The sequence below is a fragment of the Burkholderia sp. MSMB617WGS genome, from assembly GCF_001532025.2.
Taxonomy (GTDB): Bacteria; Pseudomonadota; Gammaproteobacteria; order Burkholderiales; family Burkholderiaceae; genus Burkholderia; species Burkholderia savannae.
This window is the reverse complement of the sequence record NZ_CP013457.1, coordinates 1,903,772-1,925,775: the sequence shown is the minus strand read 5'-3', so window position 1 is coordinate 1,925,775 and position 22,004 is coordinate 1,903,772. Positions and strand designations below refer to the sequence as shown.

At 68.2% G+C, this 22,004-nt stretch carries 20 protein-coding genes; 10 read left to right on the top strand and 10 right to left on the bottom strand.

The genetic code is table 11. The annotated features are described in order from the left end of the window. The first annotated feature begins 14 nt into the window (after positions 1-14). The 6 genes from WT60_RS09720 to WT60_RS09690 all read left to right on the top strand — a co-directional run bounded on the left by WT60_RS09720 (position 15) and on the right by WT60_RS09690 (position 6,775). A complete protein-coding gene (locus WT60_RS09720; protein WP_060355848.1) occupies positions 15-530 on the top strand; it encodes a MerR family transcriptional regulator in 516 nt (171 codons plus the stop codon). After that, on the top strand, positions 527-2,083 hold the full coding sequence (locus WT60_RS09715) for an MFS transporter (RefSeq protein ID WP_060355849.1): 1,557 nt from the start codon (positions 527-529) through the stop codon (positions 2,081-2,083). Before WT60_RS09720 ends, WT60_RS09715 begins: the two co-directional genes overlap by 4 nt. Positions 2,084-2,124: 41 nt before the next feature. Continuing rightward, positions 2,125-2,970 (top strand): M90 family metallopeptidase, encoded by an 846-nt coding sequence (locus WT60_RS09710; protein WP_038749123.1) that lies wholly within the window; start codon positions 2,125-2,127, stop codon positions 2,968-2,970. Between the two features lie 211 nt (positions 2,971-3,181). Continuing rightward, positions 3,182-3,445 (top strand): type B 50S ribosomal protein L31, encoded by a 264-nt coding sequence (locus WT60_RS09705; RefSeq protein WP_010103191.1) that lies wholly within the window; start codon positions 3,182-3,184, stop codon positions 3,443-3,445. A gap of 225 nt (positions 3,446-3,670) precedes the next feature. After that, the gene (locus WT60_RS09695) at positions 3,671-5,419 is read left to right on the top strand and encodes a UDP phosphate-alpha-4-amino-4-deoxy-L-arabinose arabinosyl transferase (RefSeq protein WP_038749253.1); all 1,749 of its coding nucleotides are present in this window, start codon (positions 3,671-3,673) and stop codon (positions 5,417-5,419) included. A gap of 3 nt (positions 5,420-5,422) precedes the next feature. Next, positions 5,423-6,775: an MATE family efflux transporter gene (locus WT60_RS09690; RefSeq protein ID WP_059580807.1), complete on the top strand. Its 1,353-nt coding sequence runs from the start codon at positions 5,423-5,425 to the stop codon at positions 6,773-6,775. A 559-nt stretch (positions 6,776-7,334) separates the two neighbouring features. Here the strand turns inward: WT60_RS09690 and WT60_RS09685 are convergent. Next, positions 7,335-7,739, bottom strand: a complete 405-nt coding sequence (locus tag WT60_RS09685) for a carboxymuconolactone decarboxylase family protein (RefSeq protein ID WP_038749115.1) — start codon at positions 7,737-7,739, stop codon at positions 7,335-7,337. Continuing rightward, entirely contained in the window at positions 7,688-8,173 is a 486-nt protein-coding gene (locus WT60_RS09680) for a MerR family transcriptional regulator (protein WP_038749112.1), read from the bottom strand. Before WT60_RS09680 ends, WT60_RS09685 begins: the two co-directional genes overlap by 52 nt. A 528-nt stretch (positions 8,174-8,701) precedes the next feature. Here WT60_RS09680 and WT60_RS09660 point away from each other — a divergent pair. Both WT60_RS09660 and WT60_RS09655 read left to right on the top strand, forming a co-directional pair. Next, complete coding sequence (locus tag WT60_RS09660) at positions 8,702-9,310, top strand: helix-hairpin-helix domain-containing protein (RefSeq protein WP_060355850.1); 609 nt, start codon at positions 8,702-8,704, stop codon at positions 9,308-9,310. 77 nt (positions 9,311-9,387) lie between these two features. Beyond that, a complete protein-coding gene (locus WT60_RS09655; protein WP_038744537.1) occupies positions 9,388-9,810 on the top strand; it encodes a YidB family protein in 423 nt (140 codons plus the stop codon). A 187-nt stretch (positions 9,811-9,997) separates the two neighbouring features. Here WT60_RS09655 and clpB read toward each other — a convergent pair whose 3' ends face one another. Both clpB and WT60_RS09645 read right to left on the bottom strand, forming a co-directional pair. Further along, the gene (gene clpB, locus WT60_RS09650) at positions 9,998-12,595 is read right to left on the bottom strand and encodes an ATP-dependent chaperone ClpB (protein ID WP_038744539.1); all 2,598 of its coding nucleotides are present in this window, start codon (positions 12,593-12,595) and stop codon (positions 9,998-10,000) included. Between the two features lie 207 nt (positions 12,596-12,802). Beyond that, on the bottom strand, positions 12,803-13,300 hold the full coding sequence (locus WT60_RS09645) for an Rrf2 family transcriptional regulator (protein ID WP_038744541.1): 498 nt from the start codon (positions 13,298-13,300) through the stop codon (positions 12,803-12,805). 183 nt (positions 13,301-13,483) lie between these two features. Here WT60_RS09645 and WT60_RS09640 point away from each other — a divergent pair, with 183 nt between their 5' ends. Then, positions 13,484-14,035: a group III truncated hemoglobin gene (locus WT60_RS09640; RefSeq protein ID WP_038744683.1), complete on the top strand. Its 552-nt coding sequence runs from the start codon at positions 13,484-13,486 to the stop codon at positions 14,033-14,035. A 291-nt stretch (positions 14,036-14,326) separates the two neighbouring features. On the opposite strand, the gene moaE is transcribed toward WT60_RS09640, so the two are convergent. The 6 genes from moaE to WT60_RS09605 form a co-directional block, all read right to left on the bottom strand. After that, a complete protein-coding gene (gene moaE / locus WT60_RS09635) occupies positions 14,327-14,809 on the bottom strand; it encodes a molybdopterin synthase catalytic subunit MoaE (protein WP_059580802.1) in 483 nt (160 codons plus the stop codon). 10 nt (positions 14,810-14,819) lie between these two features. Beyond that, positions 14,820-15,077: a molybdopterin converting factor subunit 1 gene (gene moaD / locus WT60_RS09630; RefSeq protein ID WP_038744685.1), complete on the bottom strand. Its 258-nt coding sequence runs from the start codon at positions 15,075-15,077 to the stop codon at positions 14,820-14,822. A gap of 20 nt (positions 15,078-15,097) precedes the next feature. After that, entirely contained in the window at positions 15,098-16,384 is a 1,287-nt protein-coding gene (locus WT60_RS09625) for a molybdopterin molybdotransferase MoeA (RefSeq protein WP_060355874.1), read from the bottom strand. Between the two features lie 730 nt (positions 16,385-17,114). Next, on the bottom strand, positions 17,115-18,566 hold the full coding sequence (thrC, locus tag WT60_RS09615; protein WP_038744545.1) for a threonine synthase: 1,452 nt from the start codon (positions 18,564-18,566) through the stop codon (positions 17,115-17,117). 7 nt (positions 18,567-18,573) lie between these two features. Further along, entirely contained in the window at positions 18,574-19,902 is a 1,329-nt protein-coding gene (locus tag WT60_RS09610) for a homoserine dehydrogenase (protein ID WP_060355852.1), read from the bottom strand. A gap of 42 nt (positions 19,903-19,944) precedes the next feature. Then, positions 19,945-21,183 carry a pyridoxal phosphate-dependent aminotransferase gene (locus WT60_RS09605; RefSeq protein ID WP_038744687.1) on the bottom strand — a complete coding sequence of 413 codons (1,239 nt, stop codon included), beginning with the start codon at positions 21,181-21,183 and terminating at the stop codon, positions 19,945-19,947. A 339-nt stretch (positions 21,184-21,522) separates the two neighbouring features. Here WT60_RS09605 and WT60_RS09600 point away from each other — a divergent pair, with 339 nt between their 5' ends. Next, a complete protein-coding gene (locus tag WT60_RS09600) occupies positions 21,523-21,897 on the top strand; it encodes an Mth938-like domain-containing protein (protein WP_038744548.1) in 375 nt (124 codons plus the stop codon). Positions 21,898-22,004 lie beyond the last annotated feature (107 nt).

The window sequence follows — 22,004 nt, the reverse complement described above, 5'->3', positions numbered from 1 at the left end:
GAGAGTTCCGCGCCATGAGCGACGCCCCATCCACCCTGCTGCTGACCGTACGCGACGCCGCCGAGCGGCTCGGCGTCACGCCGCGCACGCTCAAGTACTACGAGGAGCGCGGGCTCGTCACGCCGTCGCGCAGCGAAGGCCGCTATCGGCTGTACGACGCGGCGGATCTCGAGCGCTTCGAGCGCATCCTGCGGCTGCGCGCGCTCGGATTCTCGCTGCACGGCATCACCGAGATGCTGAAGCGCCCGCTCGAGCCGACGGGCGACGGACGGCGGCGCTATTCGGACGCGTCGCTGCGCGACATCCACGCGGATCTGTCGCAGCAGATCGCGACGCTCGATGCGCGCATCGCCGCCGCGCAGCGCGAATTGAAGGAAGTGCGCGCGCTGAAGAAGGAACTGCAGCACGACATCCACTACGTCGAGCGCCGGCTCGCCGGCGAAAACCCCGACGAGCTGATCGCCCAACGCCGCGCCGCCGCGCGCGGCCGCACGCCGGGCCCGCGCAAAACGGGCGGGCCCGGCGCATGAACCCGGCGCGGGGCCGGCCGCCGCTCTGGAGCGTCGCGAACCTGCGCGGCGATTTCTTTCCATGGGTGCTCGCGATCGTCACCGGCCTCGACTACTTCGACAACGCGGCGTTCTCGTTCTTCGCGAGCTACATCGCGGGCGGGATCAACGCTTCGCCGGACGAACTCGTGTGGGCGTCGAGCGCGTACGCGGTGACGGCCGTGCTCGGCATCCTGCAACAGCAATGGTGGGTCGACCGCCTCGGGCACCGCCGCTACGTCGCCGGCTGCATGCTGATGTTCTCGCTCGGCGCGGCGGCCGCGGCGCTTGCGGACACATCGCTGCAACTCGCCTTCGCGCGCGGCTTCCAAGGCTATTTCATCGGCCCGATGATGGGCGCGTGCCGAATCCTGATCCAGGTCAGCTTCTCGCCGAAGGACCGCCCGCCCGCGACGCGCGCGTTCCTCATCATGCTGCTGCTCGGCAGCGCGCTCGCGCCGATCGCGGGCGGCCTCCTCGTCGCGCATTTCACGTGGCGCGCCCTTTTCGCGAGCACGGTGCCGACGGGCATCCTGTTCGCCGCGCTCGCGTTCGTCGCGCTGCCCGATTCGGGCCACACGCCGCCCGAGGAGCGCGGCAGCGCCCACTTCTGGCCGTACGTGATCTTCGCGCTCGCGCAGGGCGCGCTGCAAATCGTGATGCAGCAGGTACGCTTCGAGCTCTTCGCGGGCTCGCCGCAGCTCGTGCTGCTCACCGTCGGCGGCCTCGCGGCGCTCGCGTGGTTCGGCCATCACCAGTGGCATCATCCGGCGCCGCTCGTGCGGCTGCACGCGTTTCGCGAGCGCACGTTCCAGGTCGGCCTCCTGCTCTACATGTTCTATTACTACGAGACGACGGGCTACAGCTATCTGATCTCGCGCTTTCTCGAAACCGGGCTCGGCTATCCGGTCGAGAACGCGGGGCGGCTCGTCGGCACGATGTCGCTCATCTCGGCGAGCGCGCTCTTCGTCTATCTGCGCTACGCGAAGCTTCTCACGCACAAGAAGTGGATCATCGTGCCCGGCTTCGCGATGGCCGCGTTCGCCGCGCTGTGGATGACGCGGATGGCGCCCGACGTCGGCGAAGCGGCACTCGTCGTGCCGCTCCTGATGCGCGGGCTGCTGCTCCTTTTCATCGTGCTGCCCGTCGCGAACCTGACGTTCCGCGTGTTCGCGATCGAAGAGTACTCGCACGGCTACCGGCTGAAGAACATCGTGCGGCAACTGACGATCTCGTTCGCGACCGCGTCGGTCATCATCGTCGAGCAGCATCGGCTCGCCGTGCACCAGACGCGGCTCGTCGAGCAGGCGAACGTCTACAACCCGCTGTTCCAGCAGACCGTCGACACGCTCGCGCGCGGCTTCGCGGCCGCGGGCCACGCGCTCTCCGAGGCGCACGCGCTCGCGCTCGTCACCGTGAGCCGGACGATCTCGCAACAGGCGTCGTTCCTGGCGTCGCTCGACGGCTTCTATTTCCTCGCGGGCGTCGCGATCTGCGGCGGCATCTTCGCCGCCTGGCAAAAAGAGATCGATTGAGGTACGTTTAGCGCCTGTCGCTTCACGCCCTCTTCTCCCCGATGCTCGCCAAACTCACCCAGTGGCTCGACGCGCGCCGCCGCGACCGCGCACTGCGCTCGCACCCGATTCCCGACGCGCTGTGGCGCGAGACGCTCGAGCGCCTGCCGTTCCTGTCTTACCTGTCCGGCGAAGACCTGGCGCGGCTGCGCGAAACGGCGAGCCTCTTTCTCGCGCAAAAGTCGTTTTCGACCGCGCACGGGCTCGAGCTCACCGACGCGATCGTCGCCGGCGTCGCCGTGCAGGCGTGCGTGCCCGTGCTGAACCTCGGGCTCGACCTGTATCGCGGCTGGGTCGGCATCGTCGTCTATCCGGGCGAATTCGTGATCCGCAAGACGGTCGAGGACGAGGACGGCGTCGTACACGAAGTCGAGCACGACGCGAGCGGCGAAGCGTGGGAAGGCGGGCCGGTGATCCTGTCGTGGGAGGACGTGCAGATGTCGGACGGCTCGGACGCGTACAACGTCGTGATCCACGAATTCGCGCACAAGATCGACATGATGAGCGGCCCGGCCGACGGCCACCCCCCCCTTTTTCGCCGCTGGCACGCGCCGGACCTCGACGCCGAACGCTGGGCCGACGTGTTCGACCACGCGTACGACCAGTTCTGCGATCGCGTCGACGCGGTGCCGGAGCGCGCGTGGGCGCGTTTCGAGCGCGATTCGCTGATCGATCCCTATGCGGCCGATCACCCGTCGGAATTCTTCGCGGTCTGCAGCGAGGCGCTCTTCGTCAAGCCGCGCGCGTTCGAGTCCGAATTTCCGGAGCTGTACCGGCTGCTCGCCCGCTATTACCGCCAGGACCCCGCGAAAACGGGCTGCCTCGCGCAGCCCGCCGCGCACGCCTGACGAAAAATTCGCCAAGCTTCTGATTTTCTGGCATAATCGCGAGCTTTCGACCTTAGGCAAGTGGCTCGCGCCGGGCTTTCGCACCGCGCAGCGCCGACCGGCGTCGATTCACGGCGCGCCCTGCACGCATGCCCGGCTGTCCGGACACGAAGCGAGGCGCGCCGCGATGCGCAAGCGGCGGGCTGGCTACCGCTCTTACACAGGAAAAACCATGAAACAAGGCATTCACCCGGATTACCGCGAAGTCGTCTTCCAAGACATGTCGAACGGCTTCAAGTTCATCACGCGCTCGACGATCCAGACGCGCGAAACCGTCGAGCTCGACGGCAAGACCTACCCGCTCGCGAAGATCGAAGTGTCGTCGGAATCGCACTCGTTCTACACCGGCCAGCAGAAGATCATGGATACGGCGGGCCGCGTCGAGAAGTTCAAGAACAAGTTCGGCGCACGCGCCAGCGGCAAGGCTGCGAAGTAAGTCTCGCGCCCCGATCGGCACCGGCCTCGCGCCGGTCCGGTTCCGCAAAAAAGGCAGCCCAGGCTGCCTTTTTTTGTCCCCGCTCATCCCGCGCCGACGCCGAGCGCCGCGCGGGCCGTCCGGTTCGCTGACGCGCGCCGTCCAGCGCGTCTACAATGCCGGATGCTCGAAATGGCCCGCCGCTCGCGCGTCGGGCATGCCGCCCATCCTCTGCCGCCCATCTGCATGAAGCCTGTCGTTCGCCTTACCGCTTCCGCCACCCGCGCGCTGCCGCGCTGGCTGCTGCTCACGCTCTGCATCGTCTATGCGGCGTTCGGGCTGTTCGGCCGCGATCCGTGGAAGAACGAAGACGCGGCGGGCTTCGGCGTGATGTGGACGATGGCGCAAGGCGGCCTGCATGACTGGCTGCTGCCGAACCTCGTCGGCAAGTTCATCACGTCGGACGGGCCCCTCGGCTATTGGCTCGGCAGCCTCGCGATCCGCGCGCTGCCGTGGGTCGACGCGAGCAACGCGTCGCGGGTCTACGCGGGCGTGCTGTTCTGCGTCGCGTCCGCGTTCGTCTGGTACGCCGCATACCTGCTCGGCCGGCGCGCCGAAATCCAGCCGTTCAAGTACGCGTTCGGCGGCGAGCCCGAGCCGCGCGACTACGGGCGCACGCTCGCCGACGGCGCGCTCCTCGTCCTGCTCGCGTGCTTCGGCCTCGCCGAGCGCGGCCACGAAACGACGCCGCAGCTCGCGCAATTCGCGTGGATCGCAATGCTCGTCTACGGGCTCGTGCGCGCGATCGACAAGCCGGTGCAAGGCGCGCTCTGGTGGGGCCTCGCGCTCGGTCTCGTCGCGCTGTCGGGCAATCCGGTGCTCGTCGCCGCGCTCGCGGTCGGCACGCTCGCGCTCTATCTCGTCACGCCCGAAATCCGCTGCGCGCAGTTGCCCGCGATCGGGCTGCCGCTCGCCGTCGCCGTGTTCGCGATCTGGCCGCTCGCCGCGCACGTCGCGCTCCCCGACGACGCGGCCTGGTTCTTCAACCAATGGCTGCACGGCAGCCTGATGCGCTTCTCCGGCCCGCCGACGACGGTGCTCGCGTACGCGGCCAAGAACCTGCCGCTCTTCACGTGGCCCGCGTGGCCGCTCGCGATCTGGGCGTGGGTCAGCTGGGCGGGCCTGCGCCGCCGGCCGCACATCGCGATTCCGCTGTCGGTCGTCGCGCCGCTCGTCGCGCTCGTGATCCTGCAGAGCCAGCAGACGAACCGGATGTACATGCTGCTGCTGCCGCCGCTCGCCGTCGTCGCGACGTTCGCGCTGCCGACGCTCAAGCGCGGCGCGATCAACGCGATCGACTGGTTCGCGGTGCTGAGCTTCACGATCCTCGGCACGTTCGTGTGGCTCGTGTGGCTCGCGTCGCTGACGGGCTTCCCGCATCCGCTCGCGCGCAACCTCGGCCGCCTCGTGCCGGGCTACGAGCCGCACTTCAAGGTGCTGTCGTTCGTCTGCGCGGTCGCCGCGACCGCATGCTGGCTGATGCTCGTGCGCTGGCGCATCTCGCGTCAGCCGAAGGTGCTGTGGCGCAGCGTCGTGCTGTCGAGCGCCGGCACGACGCTGATGTGGGTGCTGCTGATGACGCTGTGGCTGCCGATCGTCAACTACAGCCGGACCTATCGCGACGTCGCGCAGCAGATCGCCGCGCACCTGCCGCCCGACTACGAATGCATCTCGCCCGTGCGCCTTGGCGACGCGCAGATCGCGACGTTCGCCTACTTCGGCGACATGCACTTCTCGTTCACCGACGACTGCGACGTGATCCTGCGGCAGGACCGCGCGGACTTCGGCGAGCCGAGCTCGATGTCGCAGTACGTGTGGCGCCTCGTGTGGGAAGGCCGCCGCGCCGCCGACCGCGACGAGCGCTTCCGACTGTACGAACGGATCGAGCGCCCGAAGACGCCCGTCAAGCGCCGCCCGCCGCCCAAGGCCCGCTGACCGATGTTCGGCGACGTTCGCAAAATCGCCGGCCTCGCGTGGCCGGTGCTCGTCGGCCAGCTCGCGATCGTCGCGTTCGGCGTGATCGACACCGCGATGGTCGGCCGATTCTCCGCGCTCGATCTCGCCGCGCTTGGGCTCGGCATGTCGATCTATCTGTCCGTGTTCATCGCGCTGACGGGCATCCTGTCCGCGCTGCAGCCGATCGCCGGGCAGTTGTACGGCGCGCGGCGCTACGCGGAGATCGGCGAAGAAGTGCGTCAGGCGATATGGCTCGCGGTGCTGCTCGCGATCCCCGGCTTCCTGCTGCTGCATTTCCCGCATCCGCTGCTGCGGATCGCGCACGCGCCCGCCGAACTCACCGAGCGCACGGTCGCGTATCTGCGCATCCTGTCGTTCGGGCTGCCCGCGAGCCTGCTCTTTCGGATCTACAGCGCGCTGACGAACGCGGCGGGCAAGCCGCGGCTCGCGATGATCCTGCAGCTCGGCGCGCTCGCAATCAAAGTGCCGCTCAACATCTGGTTCATTTTCGGCGGCCTCGGCGTGCCCGCGCTCGGCGGCCCCGGCTGCGGGCTCGCGAGCACGCTGATCAACTGGGCGCTCGCGATCGTCGGCTTCACGCTGCTCGCGAGGCTCGACGTGTTCGAGCCGCTCGCGATCTTCGCGCGCTTCACGCGGCCCGTCTGGCGGCGGCAGAAAGCGCTCCTCACACTCGGCGTGCCGATGGGGCTCTCGTATCTGATCGAGGTCACGTCGTACACGTTCATGGCGCTCTTCATCGCGCAGTTCGGCACGACGACGCTCGCCGGCCATCAGATCGCCGGCAACATCGGCGCCGTGCTCTACATGACGCCGCTGTCGATCGGCGTCGCTTCGTCGACGCTCGTCGCGCGCGCGCTCGGCGCGAAGCGGCTCGACGAAGCGCGCTCGCTCGGCCGGCACGGGATCGCGCTCGCCTGCGCGGTTGCATGCGTGTACGGGATCGTCGTGTTCGCGCTGCGGCCGCTCATCGTGTCGGGCTACACGCCGAATCCGGCCGTCGCCGCGGCGGCGATGCCGCTCGTCGCGATCGTCACGTTCTATCACTTCTTCGACGCGCTGCAGATCACGACCGCGTTCGTGCTGCGCGCGCACAAAGTCGCCGTCGCGCCGACCGCGATCTACGCGATCGCGCTGTGGGGCGTCGGGCTCGGCGGCGGCTATCTGCTCGGCTTCGACGTCGGCGGCGTCGTGCCCGCGTCGCTCACCGGCGCGCGCGGCTTCTGGATCGCCAACACCGCGAGTCTGATCCTCGCGGGCGGCGGGCTCGCGCTCTATCTGAGGCGGATCGGGCAACGGGAGGCAAGCGGTGCGTAGCGGGGAGCGGTCGATGTCGACTGCGTCGTGTTTTATGCCTTTTTCGCTCGGGTTGCCGCTTTCCGCGCGTTCGGCGTCGCGCGTGCCGACACGCGTGCGCCAATGCTCACGCGTGGCGCCACGGCAGCGCGGGCGTTCCCGTCACTCGGCCAAGCCGGGCGCAAACCCGCCCGCGTGATGAACGTGCCCGCCGCCGCGTAGCTTCGCATTGCAGACGGAATGGCGACGGCGCGGCACCTTGATCGATCACGCGCGCGTCGACGCCGTACGCACGCCGATTGCGCAACCGCCGCATCGCGCGGCTCGCCGTCGCCGTCGCCGTCGCCGTCACGCTCGCCGAGCCCGACCATCCGAGCCGACGTCGTCACGAACGGCGACCGCCCGCGCCCGCCGCCGCGAGCAGCTCGCGCCAGGCGCGAGAATCGGTCCGAAATCGGCCCGAAATCGGCCCAATCGCGCGCTTGCGGCATCTCGCGCGCGACGCCCTACCCCGCACATTGCGAAGCGCCGCGTCGGCGCGCCGCATCACATGTCGGCGCGCCGACCGCCGACGCCGCGCTCACGCATGCGCGTGCGCGGCATCGCGCCGCTCGAACACCTCGCGCGCGGCGAACAGCGCGTTGAGCGCGGCGGGAAAGCCCGCGTACACGGCCATCTGCATGAACACTTCGACGATCTCCTCGCGCGTGCACCCGACGTTCAGCGCCGCCTCGACATGCACCTTCAACTGCGGCTGCGCGTGGCCGAGCGTGGCGAGCGAGGCGATCGTCGCGATTTCGCGCGACTTCAGATCGAGCTGCGGCCGGCTGTAGATGTCGCCGAAGCCGAACTCGACGAGCAGCCGCCCGAAGTCGGGCGCGATCGGCGCGAGCGACGCGACCACGCGCTCGCCGACTTCGCCGTCGATTTCCTTCAGCTTGTTCCAGCCGCGCGTATAGCGGTCTTCCGCGATTCGAGATTCCATCGTTCGTCCTTATCCGGTTGAGATTGATTCGCCTGTCGATTCGCGTCGCGCTCGGCCCGCTCGTAATACGCGATCTTGTCGACGATCGCGTCAAGGTTCGTCTGCAGCGCGTCGATCTGCGCGCGCACCGCGTCGCGATGCGCGACGAGAAGCGCGCGCCGCTCGCCGATCGTCGCATCGCCTTGCGCGCGCAACTCGGCGAACGCCTGCATTCCGGCGATCGGCATTCCGGTCGCCTTCAGGCGCATCACGAAGCGCAGCCAGTCGAGGTCGGCGGGCGCGTACAGCCGGTGTCCCGACTGCGTGCGCGAAATCGACCGCAGCAGGCCCGCCTGCTCGTAATAGCGCAGCGTGTGCGTCGACACGCCGACGAGCGCGGCCACCTGGCCGATCGTCAACGCGCGCGGGGACGTTTGCTTCGGTGCGTTCGACATGACGTTCTCGAGGTTAGGACTTAGAGTGCACTCTAAGTCAAGCGCCGCGCGATGGCCAGCGGCCGCGCGGCCGATGCCAACTCGGTGGCTTGGTGGATCGGTGGATCGGTGGCTTGGCGGCTTGGTGGCTTGGTGGCTTGGTGGCTTGGCGATTCGGCGATTCGGCGATTCGGCGGTTCGGCGGTTCGGCGGTTCGGCGGTTCGGCGGTTCGGCGGTTCGGCAGCTCGGCAGCTCGGCAGCTCGGCAGCTCGGCAGCTCGGCGGTTCGGCAGCTCGAAAACGTGGTCACTCATCGCCCCTTCGTCCCGCCCCTCGCCTTGCGCCCCGATTTCCGTCAAAGATGGTCAAAACCCGCCCGCATGCGCGGCCGCAGCCTTTACAGTGTCGCCGGCGATGCGCAACATTGCGCCGCTGCCTTAAAAAGGGCACGCATTTGTCCTATGCTTGAACGCGACGCCCGGTCCGTGCCGCACGCCGACGTTCGTTCCGACAGCCATTCATCCGTTCCATCAAAAGGGAGCCCCCGTCATGCTGAAGAAGCTGCTGATGCTGGTCGTCGCACTGTCGCTTTCGCTGACCGCCGCGTTCGCCGCCGCGGTCGAAGTCAACACCGCCGATCAGGCGGCGCTCGAATCGGTGAAGGGCCTCGGCCCGGTGAAGTCGAAGGCGATCATCGACGAGCGCGCGAAGAACGGCCCGTTCAAGAGCGCCGACGATCTCGCGAACCGCGTGAAGGGCCTCGGCGCGAAGTCGGTCGCCAACCTCGAGGCGGCGGGCCTGACGATCGGCGGCTCGTCGACGCCGCCGACGGGCGCGAAGGCGAAGACGAGCACGGCGAAGCCGGCCGCAGCCGCGACGAGCGCCGCGCCGGCTCCGTCCACGACGACGAGCGCCGCGCCCGCGCCGGCCGCGACGACGCCCGCCCCCGCCGCGACCACGCCGTCGACGGCAGCGAGCGCGCCGGCCGCGAAGAAGACGCGCGCGTCGAAGAAGAAGGACAAGGCCGCTGCCGCGGCGAGCGATGCGACGGCGGGCGCGAGCGCGCCGGCCGCCGCGTCGTCGACGAAGGCGAAGGGCTCGAAGAAGAGCAAGAAGAACAAGGCGGCGACGCCGGCGTCCGCGGCATCGGGCGCATAAGTCGGCGCCGCGCGTCGCGCGGCGTCTTCGTTCCACCGGCGCCGTTCGCGGCGCCGCCTCAACCTAGCAGGTGAATCATGGGTCTACTCGACATCGTTGGCGGTCTGATCGGCGGCCAAGGCGGCAATCAGAACGCACTCGTCAGCGCCGCGCTGGAGTTCATCAACAACCAGCCGGGCGGCCTGAACGGCCTCATCGAAAAGTTCAACGCGGGCGGCGCGGGCAACATCATCGGCTCGTGGATCGGCAACGGCGAAAACCAGCCGATCTCGCCCGAGACGCTGCAGAACGTGCTCGGCTCGGATGCGGTCGGCGCGATCGCGCAGAAGGTCGGCATCGATCCGCAGCAAGCGTCCGGCATCCTCGCGCAGGTGCTGCCGCACGTCGTCAACGGCGCGACGCCGAACGGCGAAGTGCCGGCGAACGGCCAGCTCGACACGTCGAACGTGCTCGGCACGCTGTCGCAGCTCGCGGGCCTGTTCGGCAACAAGCAGGCGTAAGCGCCGACGCACCGCATCGCGCGCGCGGCGGACCGCCCGCGCGATGCATTCGGCCGAGGCGGCCGCCGGAAACCGGCACGAACGCCGCCGATAAAAAAACACCCCGCTTGCGCGGGGTGTTTTTTTGAGCGAGCCGAACAGCGGCGAGCCGATCCAAGCGCCGAGCCGCCAGGCCAAGACGCGGCGATCAATGCACGACGCGCTCGAACACGAACTTGCCGTCGTGCACGTCGACCGGAATCACGTCCTTCGGACCGAAACGGCCCGCGAGGATGAGCTTCGCGACCGGGTTCTCGATCTCCTGCTGGATCGCGCGCTTGAGCGGCCGCGCGCCGAACAGCGGATCGTAGCCGACCTTGCCGATCTGCTCGAGCGCCGCATCCGACACGTCGAGCGCCATGTCGAGCTTCGCGAGCCGGTCGTGCAGCCGCGCGAGCTGGATCTTCGCGATCGACTGGATATTGCTGCGGTCGAGCGCATGGAACACGACGACGTCGTCGATCCGGTTCAGGAACTCGGGGCGGAAATGCTGCTTGACCTCGCTCCACACCGCGTCCTTGATCTCTTCCTGCGACGAGCCCGACATCGACTGGATCAGCTGCGAGCCGAGGTTCGACGTCATCACGATCACCGTGTTCTTGAAGTCGACGGTGCGCCCCTGCCCGTCCGTCATCCGGCCGTCGTCGAGCACCTGCAGCAGCACGTTGAACACGTCCGGATGCGCCTTCTCGATCTCGTCGAGCAGGATCACGCTGTACGGCTTGCGGCGCACCGCCTCGGTCAGATAGCCGCCTTCCTCGTAACCGACGTAGCCGGGCGGCGCGCCGATCAGCCGAGCGACGCTGTGCTTCTCCATGAACTCGCTCATGTCGATGCGGATCAGATGCTCCTCGGTATCGAACAGGAAGCCGGCGAGCGCCTTGCACAGCTCGGTCTTGCCGACGCCCGTCGGGCCGAGGAACAGGAACGAGCCGTACGGACGGTTCGGATCGGCGAGGCCCGCGCGCGAGCGCCGGATCGCGTCGGCAACCGCGTCGATCGCCTCGTTCTGGCCGACCACGCGCTCGTGCAGCTTCTCCTCGATGTGCAAGAGCTTCTCGCGCTCGCCCTGCATCATCCGCGACACGGGAATGCCCGTCGCGCGCGACACGACTTCGGCGATTTCCTCCGCGCCGACCTGCGTGCGCAACAGGCGCGGGCGTGTCGGATTGTGCTGCTCGGTTTCCTCCGCCTGCGTGACCTGCTTGAGGCGCGCCTCGAGCTGCGGCAGCTTGCCGTACTGGAGCTCGGCGACCTTCTCGAGCTTGCCATCGCGCTGCAGCCGAGTGATGTCGGCGCGCACCTTGTCGATCTCTTCCTTCAACTGCGCGCTGCCCTGCACGGCGGCTTTCTCGGCCGTCCAGATCTCCTCGAGATCCGCGTACTCGCGCCCGAGCCGCTCGATCTCCTCTTCGATCAGCTGCAAACGCTTCTGCGACGCTTCGTCCTGCTCCTTCTTCACCGCTTCGCGCTCGATCTTCAGCTGGATCAGACGACGGTCGAGCTTGTCCATTTCTTCGGGCTTCGAATCGATTTCCATCTTGATCTTCGACGCGGCCTCGTCGATCAGGTCGATCGCCTTGTCGGGCAAGAAGCGGTCGGTGATGTAGCGATGCGACAGCTCCGCCGCCGCGACGATCGCAGGATCGGTGATCTCGACGCCGTGGTGCAGCTCGTACTTCTCCTGCAGGCCGCGCAGGATCGCGATCGTCGCCTCGACGCTCGGCTCGTCGACGAGCACCTTCTGGAAGCGGCGCTCGAGCGCGGCGTCCTTCTCGATGTACTTGCGATATTCGTCGAGCGTCGTCGCGCCGATGCAGTGCAGCTCGCCGCGCGACAGCGCCGGCTTCAGCATGTTGCCCGCGTCCATCGCGCCTTCGGCCTTGCCCGCGCCGACCATCGTGTGGATCTCGTCGATGAACACGATCGTGCGGCCCTCGTCCTTCGCGATGTCGTTGAGCACGGCCTTCAGGCGCTCCTCGAACTCGCCGCGGTACTTCGCGCCGGCGAGCAGCGCCGCCATGTCGAGCGACAGCACGCGCTTGTTCTTCAGCGTCTCGGGCACCTCGCCGTTGACGATGCGCTGCGCGAGCCCCTCGACGATCGCGGTCTTGCCGACGCCCGGCTCGCCGATCAGCACCGGGTTGTTCTTCGTGCGGCGCTGCAGGATCTGGATCGAGCGGCGAATCTCGTCGTCGCGGCCGATCACGGGATCGAGCTTGCCCGAACGCGCGCGCTCGGTCAGGTCGACCGTGTATTTCTTCAGCGCCTCGCGCTGGCTTTCCGCGTCCGCGCTGTGCACTTGCGAGCCGCCGCGCACCCCGGCGATCGCGGATTCGAGCGCGCGGCGCGTGAGCCCATGCTGGCGCGCGAGACGGCCCGCGTCGCCCTTGTCGTCGGCGACGGCGAGCAGGAACATCTCGCTCGCGATGAACGTGTCGTTGAGCTTCTGCGCTTCCTTGTCCGCCTGGTTCAACAGGCCCGCGAGCTCGCGCCCGACCTGGATGTCGCCGCCCGTGCCCGTCACTTGCGGCAGGCGCGAGATCGCTTCGCTGAGCGCGCCTTGCAGCGCCTGGATGTGCACGCCCGCGCGCGACAGCAGCGAGCGTGCGGAGCCGTCCTGCTGCGCGATCAGCGCGGCGAGCACGTGAACGGGTTCGATGTATTGGTTGTCACGCCCGGCGGCAAGACTTTGCGCGTCCGCGAGCGCCTCTTGGAATTTGGTGGTGAGCTTGTCGATTCTCATGAATGAGACCTCCAATATGCGAATGGCAACCAGATGAGGATGGTTATCCGCCTTTCAAGCCGGCTTTTCATTGAGGCACAGCAAAGGCTCGCGTCACGCATGCGCGTGGCGGCACTGGAGGACGGGCGCGGCGAATGGAGCAGCCGCGCACGCGAAAGAAGCGTCGGGAAAGCGCCCCTGCAGGGGGGCGTCGTGCGGGGGCCGCCGTCAGCCGACGGCGGTCGCGCTCGCGCGAGCCTCGGCCGCGGGCACGATCCGCACCGGCGTCAGGCCGAGCAGCATCGCGAGCTGCGACGCCGGCTGCGACAGCTCGCCGATCGTGTGCTTGTCGAGCTCCGCGAAGAATGCGTCGCGGGCGGCCACGAACACGCCCTTCAGTCGGCACGCCGACTGGATCACGCAGCTGCGGTGCGATTCGGACTCGTCCGCGAAGCAGCCGACGAGCGCGAAATCGTTTTCGGTCTTGCGCACGACCTCGCCGACCGTGAGCGCGGCGGACTGGGCGTTCAAGCGCAAGCCGCCGTTGCGGCCGCGTACCGTTTCGATCCAACCGAGCTCGCCGAGCTGCTGCACCACTTTCATCAAATGGTTCTTGGAGATGCCGTAGGCATCCGAGATCTCTTGGATCGTCGACAAGCCCTCGCCTCGGACTGCGAGGAACAACATGACGCGCAAAGAGTAGTCGGTGTAATCGGTTAGTCTCATTACGAAATGGATGTTGTGTCAGTGCGACCGGCGCTCGCGCAGGCATCGCGCGTCTGCCATTGCCGATCAGACGGCCGCGTCATAAGATGCGTTCCGTCAGCACTTTTATTGAGAGGGTGGCCGTTTATTATTGTGCGACAAAATCGCACCCGCGTGCTGCCGTATTGCCCGGCCCTTTTTTTGATGACCCAAGCTTCCACCGCCTCGCCCGCCGCCGCGACGCCCGTTCGCGACGCCGAACCGACCCCGGAAAACATCCGCGCGCTCGTCGACGCGTTCTACGAGCGCGTGCGCGACGACGCGCTCCTCGGCCCCGTGTTCGAGAGCAGGCTCGCCGGCCGCTGGGACGAGCACCTGCCGAAAATGGGCGAATTCTGGTCGAGCCTCGTGATCGGCACGAAAAGCTACCGCGGCAACGTGCAAGCCGCGCACCAGCCGCTCGACGGCCTCGAACCCGCTCATTTCAGCCGCTGGCTCGCGCTTTTCCTGAAGACCGTCGAGGCGCGCTACGAGCCCGCCGCGGCCGTGCGCTTCATGGAGCCCGCGCTGCGGATCGCGCAGAGCCTGCAATTGAGCCGCTTCGGCTGGGATTACCGGATTCCTGCCGAGCAGCAGGCGATTCTCGACCTGATCGCGCCGAAGCGGCCGGGCAACGACGACGCGCATGCGCAGCGGCCGCGCGGCGAGCCGTTTCCGGCGAAGATCATCGGCCGAACGACGCGCGACGACGCGTGAGCGCGTGCCGGCGGCACGGCCCCGGCCGCGCCTGAAAGCGCCGCGCGGCACGCCGAACAACAACCGTGAAAATTCGTCGAGTGCGGACGTTTGGATATCGAAATCGACGCAATCGCGAATAGTCTGTTTTAAACGCCCGTGACGTAGGGCATCTCGCCGATGAAAATTGGCGATCGACCATTCTCGTTCGCCGAGCCGCCCCGAACCGGGCGCTGGAAAACGCGCGCTCCGGATCGCCGCGCCCGACATCGCGTGCGGCTGCCGCCGAAGTCGCTCCCGACGACGCCGCGCCTACGTCGACCGCTTCGCGTTCCCCGATTCGACGCCCCAGCGCGCGAGCGCCGCATCGTCGGCGCTGCGCGCGTCGACCCAGCGCTCGCCCGCGGGCGTCGCCTCCTTCTTCCAGAACGGCGCCTGCGTCTTCAGGTAGTCCATCACGAACTCGCACGACTGGAACGCGTCGCCGCGATGCGCACAGGCGGTCGCGACGAATACGATCTGATCGAGCGGTTGAAGCCTGCCGACCCGGTGGACGATCGCGACGTCGATGCCGGGCCAGCGCGCGATCGCGTCGTCGGCGATCGCCGCGAGCGCCTTCTCGGTCATCCCCGGATAGTGCTCGAGCTCGAGCGTGTCGACCGGATCGCCGTCGTTCAGGTCGCGCACCGTGCCGACGAAGCACGCGACCGCGCCCACCTTCGGATTACGCGCGCGCAGCGCCGCGATTTCCGCGCTGACGTCGAAGTCGTCCGTCTGCACCCGTACCGTCGCCATCGCCGCCTCCTCAGCCGCCCGTGACGGGCGGAAAGAACGCGACCTCGCAGCCGTCGGTGATCCGTGTGCCGGCATCCGTCATCGTGTGGTTGCACGCCATGCGCAGCGCGCGGCCCTCGGCGAGCGTCTGCGCCCATGCGCCGCCGCGCGTGCGTAGCCAGGCGCGCACGTCGCCCACCGTCGCGACGCCGTCAGGCACCGTCACCGTCTCGCTCGCAACGCCGAGCGCTTCGCGCACGCTCGCAAAAAATTTCAGTTCGATCTTCATCGTCACTACGCCGCCCGGCTTCAGCCGAGCATTTCGGAAAAAGGAATGAAACGCACCGTCTCGCCCGCGCTGATCGCGTGATTCGGCGGATTGTCGATCAGGCCGTCGCCCCACACCGTCGACGTCAGCACGGCCGAGCTCTGGTTCGGGAACAGGTCGAGGCCGCCCGCCGCGTTCACGCGCGCGCGCAGGAATTCGTTGCGGCGGTCGGCCTTGTTCTGCGTGAAATCGGCGCGCAGCGACACCGCGCGCGGCGCGACCTGCGCCGCGCCCGCGACGCGCAGCAGGAACGGCCGCACGAACAGCAGGAACGTGACGAAGCTCGACACCGGGTTGCCAGGCAAGCCGATGAAATACGCTTCGTCGCCGCTCGCGCCGCTTGCATCGATTGCTCCGCTCGCGTCGTTCGCGTCGTTCGTGCCGCTCGCCGCCGCGCCGCCGCCGGCGCGATGTCGCCGGATCGCGCCGAACGCGAGCGGCTTGCCCGGCTTCATCGCGATCTGCCACAGCGCGAGCCGCCCCTCCGCCTCGACCGCGGGCTTCACGTGATCCTCGTCGCCCACGGACACGCCGCCGCTCGTCACGATCACGTCGTGCCCGCGCGCCGCTTCGCGCAGCGCCGCGCGCGTCGCGTCGAGCCGGTCCGGCACGATGCCGTAGTCGGTCACGTCGCAGCCGAGCCGCTCGAGGAGCCCGCGCAGCGTGAAGCGGTTCGAGTTGTAGATCGCGCCCGGCTTGAGCGGCTCGCCCGGCATCGTCAGCTCGTCGCCCGTGAAGAACACCGCGACCTTCACGCGGCGCGTGACCGCGAGCGACGCGCAACCGACCGACGCGGCAAGCCCCATCGCCTGCGGCGTCATCCGCGCGCCGGCGGGCAGGATCACCGAGCCGCGACGGATGTCCGCGCCCCGCGCGGTGACCCATTCGCCCGCAGTCGGCGTGTGCAGGATGTCGACCTGATCGCCCGCGGCCTCCGTCTGCTCCTGCATCACGACCGCGTCGGCGCCCGCCGGCACGGACGCGCCCGTGAAAATGCGCGCCGCCGTGCCCGGCGCGAGCGGCTCGGCCGGATGGCCCGCGGGGATGCGCTGCGACACGGCGAGCCGCCGCTCGCCGCGCGTCAAATCGGCGATGCGCACCGCGTAGCCGTCCATCGCGCTCGTGTTCATCGGCGGCACGTCGAGCGGCGACACGACGTCGGCCGCGAGCACGCGGTTGAGCGCATCGAGCGTCGCGACGGTCTCGGTTCCGGCGAGCGGACGCGCGGCCGCGAGAAGCGTCGCGAGCGCGTCGGCCGTGGACAGCATCGGCGCGCGCGGCGTCTGGGTGTTGGGCTGGGACATCGTCGATTGAAATATTGACCGGATGGCGACATTGTAGCGACGCCTCCGCGTGAATGTGGGCGCGCGATCGCAGCGATTCGATCGCGCGCAGCGAATCGCGCGCGGCTCGCCGGCCAGATCTTCGGAAACGGCGGGCGCGTGGAGTGGATAGCGCGGCGATCCGGTTGTCGCGCGATCACCGGGCAATGGCCGGTGCAATGGCCGGTGCGATCGCCCGTACGATCTTGCCGGCGCGAACGGCGAGGTCCGTCGCTCGTCGCCATCGCCCCTCCGCCTAATCGGCACGCCGTGCGGTGCGCGCCAGCGATGAGCGCCCGAAAAGGAAACAGCCCGACCGGGGTAATCCGGTCGGGCTGTTTCGGTCAGGCTGATCATGTCGCCCAAGCCGCGACGCAATGTCATCCGACATTGATCCGACGAATGTTGATCCGACGAATGCGTGTCGCGGTCTTGACTGCATGCGCCCAATGCCGATCGACCGGCTTCCGGCAAATGCCGTGCAGCGCAGCGTCGCGCGTCACGGCGTCGCGCCCGCAACCGTGGCGACGCGCATCCGGCTCGCCGCGCGCGCGCCGCCCGCATCGCGGCATCGCGGCCGGGCCGACGTGCGGCACCGCACCTCGCCCGGCGAGCGACGCCGGCATCGCACGAGCCGCGCGCCGCCGTGCCCGCAACCGCTAACGTTGCCCGAACGTCACGCGCCCGTGTGCGCGGCGATGAAGTCCTTCACCTGCTGCGCGTTCGCATCGACGACCTCGAAGCGCTGCGGCAGCGCCTCGAGCCCGTCGAACGCGGCCGGGCGCGACGGCTCCTGCCCGAGCGCCTCGCGAATCGTCTCGCCGAACTTGATCGGCTGCGCGGTTTCGAGCACGACCATCGGCACGCCCGGCTGCAGGTGCTCGCGCGCGACCTTCAGGCCGTCGGCCGTGTGCGTGTCGATCGTCGTGCCGTAGCGCTCGAACACGTCGCGGATCGTCGCGATCCGGTCCGCGTGCGTGCTGCGGCCCGACACGAAGCCGAACTCCGCGACGCGCGCGAAATCGCCGCTCGCGACAAGATCGAAGCCGCCCTTTTGCTCGACGTCGCGAAACAGCTGAACGACGCGCGCCGGATCGCGGCCGAGCAGGTCGAACACGAAGCGCTCGAAGTTCGACGCCTTCGAGATGTCCATGCTCGGGCTGCTCGTGTGATACGTGTCCTGAGCGCTGCGCACGCGGTACGCGCCGGTGCGGAAGAACTCGTCGAGCACGTCGTTCTCGTTGGTCGCGACGACGAGCTTCTCGATCGGCAGCCCCATCATCCGCGCGATATGGCCCGCGCAGACGTTGCCGAAGTTGCCGGACGGCACCGTGAACGACACGCGCTCGTCGTTGGACTTCGTCGCCGCGAAGTAGCCCTTGAAGTAGTAGACGACCTGCGCGACGACGCGCGCCCAGTTGATCGAATTGACCGTGCCGATCTTGTGCCGCGCCTTGAACGCGTGATCGTTCGACACGGCCTTCACGATGTCCTGGCAGTCGTCGAACACGCCCTTCACCGCGAGGTTGAGGATGTTCGGGTCCTGCAGGCTGTACATCTGCGCGGTCTGGAACGCGCTCATCTTCCGGTGCGGCGACAGCATGAACACGCGCACGCCCGCTTTGCCGCGCATCGCGTATTCGGCCGCGCTGCCCGTGTCGCCCGACGTCGCGCCGAGGATATTGAGCGTCTCGCCGTGCCTGGCGAGCGTGTACTCGAACAGGTTGCCGAGCAACTGCATCGCCATGTCCTTGAACGCGAGCGTCGGGCCGTTCGACAGCTCGAGCAGCGCGAGCGGCGCGCCGTTCTCGGTGCCGAGCGTCGTGAGCGGCGTGATGTCGGCTGCGTTCTCGCCGTGGCGCGTGTGGCGGTAGACGTCGGCCGTGTACGTGCGGCGCGCGAGCGCGCGCAGATCGTCGGCGGGGATGTCGTCGCAGAATTTCGACAGGATCTCGAACGCGAGATCCGCATACGGCAGCGCGCGCCAGCGCGCGAGCTCGTCCGCGCTCACCCGCGGGTATTCGCTCGGCAGATAGAGCCCGCCGTCCTTCGCGAGGCCGCCGAGCAGGATGTCGGAGAACGTGTGGCGCTCGCCGATCCCGGCGCCGCGCGTGGAGATGTAATTCATGTCGTCCTCAGTTGAGCGCTTCCATGCGCAGCTTCGTCACCTTCGAGACGACCGTCGCGAGCGATTCGATGCGGGCGATCGCCGCGTTGACGTTCTTCTCGATCGTCTCGTGCGTGATCAGGATGATGTCGGTTTCGCCGTTCGCGTCGTCGACCTGCTCCGACTCCTTCTGCAAGAGCGCATCGATCGAGATACCCGAATCGGCGAGGATGCGCGTGATGTCCGCGAGCACGCCCATCTGGTCGGCGACGCGCAGGCGCAGGTAGTAGCCGCTCGTCACTTCCTCGATCGGCAGGACCGGCGTGTTCGACAGGCTGTCCGGCTGGAACGCGAGATGCGGCACGCGATGCTCGGGGTCGGCCGTGTGCAGGCGGGTGACGTCGACGAGATCGGCGACGACGGCCGACGCCGTCGGCTCCGCGCCCGCGCCCTTGCCGTAGTAGAGCGTCGTGCCGACCGCGTCGCCGTGCACGACGACCGCGTTCATCGCGCCCTCGACGTTCGCGAGCAGGCGCTTCTCGGGAATCAGCGTCGGGTGCACGCGCAGCTCGATGCCGCGCTCGGTGCGGCGCGTGATGCCGAGCAGCTTGATCCGGTAGCCGAGCTCCTCGGCGTACTTGATATCGGTCGCGGCGAGCTTGCTGATCCCTTCGACGTACGCGCGGTCGAACTGCACCGGCACGCCGAACGCGATCGCGCTCATGATCGTCGCCTTGTGCGCGGCGTCGACGCCTTCGATGTCGAAGGTCGGATCGGCCTCCGCGTAGCCGAGCTCCTGCGCGGCCTTCAGCGCGGTCGCGAAATCGAGGCCGCGGTCGCGCATCTCCGACAGGATGTAGTTCGTCGTGCCGTTGATGATGCCGGCGATGTACTGGATGCGGTTCGCGGTCAGGCCCTCGCGCAGCGCCTTGATGATCGGGATGCCGCCCGCGACGGCCGCCTCGAACGCGACCATCACGCCCTTCTCGCGCGCGGCCTCGAAGATTTCGGTGCCGTGCACCGCGAGAAGCGCCTTGTTGGCCGTCACGACGTGCTTGCCGTTCGCGATCGCGCGCAGCACGAGCTCGCGCGCGAGGCCCGTGCCGCCGATCATCTCGGCGACGATCGCGATCGACGGATCGTCGACGACCGCGTTGAAATCATCGCCGATCGACACGCCGTTCGCGTCGCCGTCGAGCGCAGCGAGCGCCTTCGCGGGATTGCGCACCGCGACGCGCGCGATCTCGATGCCGCGCCCGGCGCGCCGCTTGATTTCCTCCTGGTTGCGGCGCAGCACCTTGAAGGTGCCGCCGCCCACCGTGCCGAAGCCCAACAGGCCTACTTTGATCGGTTCCATGCTGCGTGTGATCTATTGAGTGAAAAGGGGGAGAGCGCCCGGTCAGACCGAGTGGCGCTTCCGATAACCATCGAGGAAGCGCGCGATCCGCTCGATCGAATCGGTCAGATCGTCGATGTTCGGCAGGAACACGACGCGGAAGTGATCCGGCGTCGGCCAGTTGAAGCCCGTGCCCTGCACGAGCAGCACGCGTTCCTTCAGCAGCAGCTCGAGGATGAACTGCTGGTCGTTGTCGATCGGATAGAGCTTCGGATCGAGGCGCGGAAACATGTAGAGCGCCGCCTCCGGCTTCACGCACGACACGCCCGGGATCGACGTCAGCATGTCGTACGCGAGCTCGCGCTGCTTGTAGAGGCGCCCGCTCGGCACGATCAGCTCGTTGATGCTCTGATAGCCGCCGAGCGCGGTCTGGATCGCGTACTGGCCGGGCACGTTCGCGCACAGGCGCATCGACGACAGGATGCCGAGCCCTTCGAGATAGTCGTTCGCGCGGCGGCGGTTCTCGGCCGTGAGGCCCGCGACCGACATCCAGCCCGCGCGATAGCCGCACGACCGGTAGCTCTTCGAGAGGCTGTTGAACGTGACCGTGATCACGTCCTCGGCGAGCGACGCGAGCGCCGTGTGCGACTTACCGTCGTAGACGATCTTGTCGTAGACCTCGTCGGCGAAGATGATGAGCCCGTGCTCGCGCGCGATCGCGATCAGCTCGAGCAGCAACTCGTCCGAATAGAGCGCGCCCGTCGGGTTGTTCGGGTTGATCACGACGAGCGCCTTCGTGTTCGGCGTGATCTTGCGGCGAATGTCGTCGGGATCGGGCATCCAGCGGTTCGACTCGTCGCAGACGTAGTGCACGGGCGTGCCGCCCGACAAGCTCACGGCGGCCGTCCACAGCGGATAATCGGGCGCGGGCAGCAGCACCTCGTCGCCGTCGTTCAGGAGCGCCTGCGTCGCCATCACGATCAGCTCGGACGCGCCGTTGCCGATGTAGATGTCGTCGAGCCCGACGCCCTTCACGCCCTTTTGCTGCGTGTAGTGCATGACCGCCTTGCGCGCGGCGAACACGCCCTTCGAGTCCGAATAGCCGGACGACGTCGGCAGGTTGCGGATCATGTCCTGGATGATCTCGTCCGGCGCGTCGAAGCCGAACGGGGCCAGATTGCCGATGTTCAGCTTGATGATGCGATGCCCCTCGTCCTCGAGGCGCTTCGCGTGCTCGAGGACGGGGCCGCGGATGTCGTAGCAGACGTTGAGCAGCTTGTTCGACTTTTGAATCGGTTTCACGGCGGACACGTTCCTGGGTAATGCCTGCGGGCCTGGGGGGCGGGGATCAAAACTGGAGAGCGGCCGGTAGCGCGCTGTCTAGGAATGGCTTGATGCGGCTGCCGGGCGCGGCTTGTGGCGGCGCGCGACATAATCGCCGCCCGGCGGCGGCTAAAAAGTTATAATTTAGCGGATTTTGGCCGACTTTCGCAATGCACCAACCCGGCCGCGGCCCCCGCGCGACAACGTCCGCCACGGCGGCCGCGCGCATCGCGGCAGACGGCCCGCCCCGTTCGGGGCCGGATCGCAGCGTCCGCGCAGCGTTTGTTCCGGCCCTTTTCGACACCGCGGAAGACCGATTTGAAATTACACCAGGACCCGAGCAACGCGCTCAACACCGTCACCGGCTATGGCCCCGATTACGTCGACATCAATCTGCAGCGCCACGAAACGAGCGTGATCGTGCTGCCGGGCGCGCCCGTCATCGAATGGCCCGTCGCGTCGTTCGACGCGCTCACGCCGGAGCTGTTCGCGGTGCTGCTCGAGCCGCAGCCCGAAGTCGTGATCTTCGGCAGCGGCGCGAAGCTGCGCTTCCCGCACCCGCGCCTGACCGCGCAGCTCACCGCGCAGCGGATCGGGGTCGAAACGATGGATTTCCAGGCCGCCTGCCGCACGTACAACATCCTGATGGCCGAAGGCCGGAAGGTTGCCGCGGCGCTGCTGATCGAACGTTAAGCGAGCGTTAAGCCGCATCGCGCTAAAACTTCCGGCGGCGCTTGGCCCCCCGCTCGCATCCGGTTTCGCGCCGCGCCCCGCCCGCCGTGGACGCTCAGCCGCAGTCC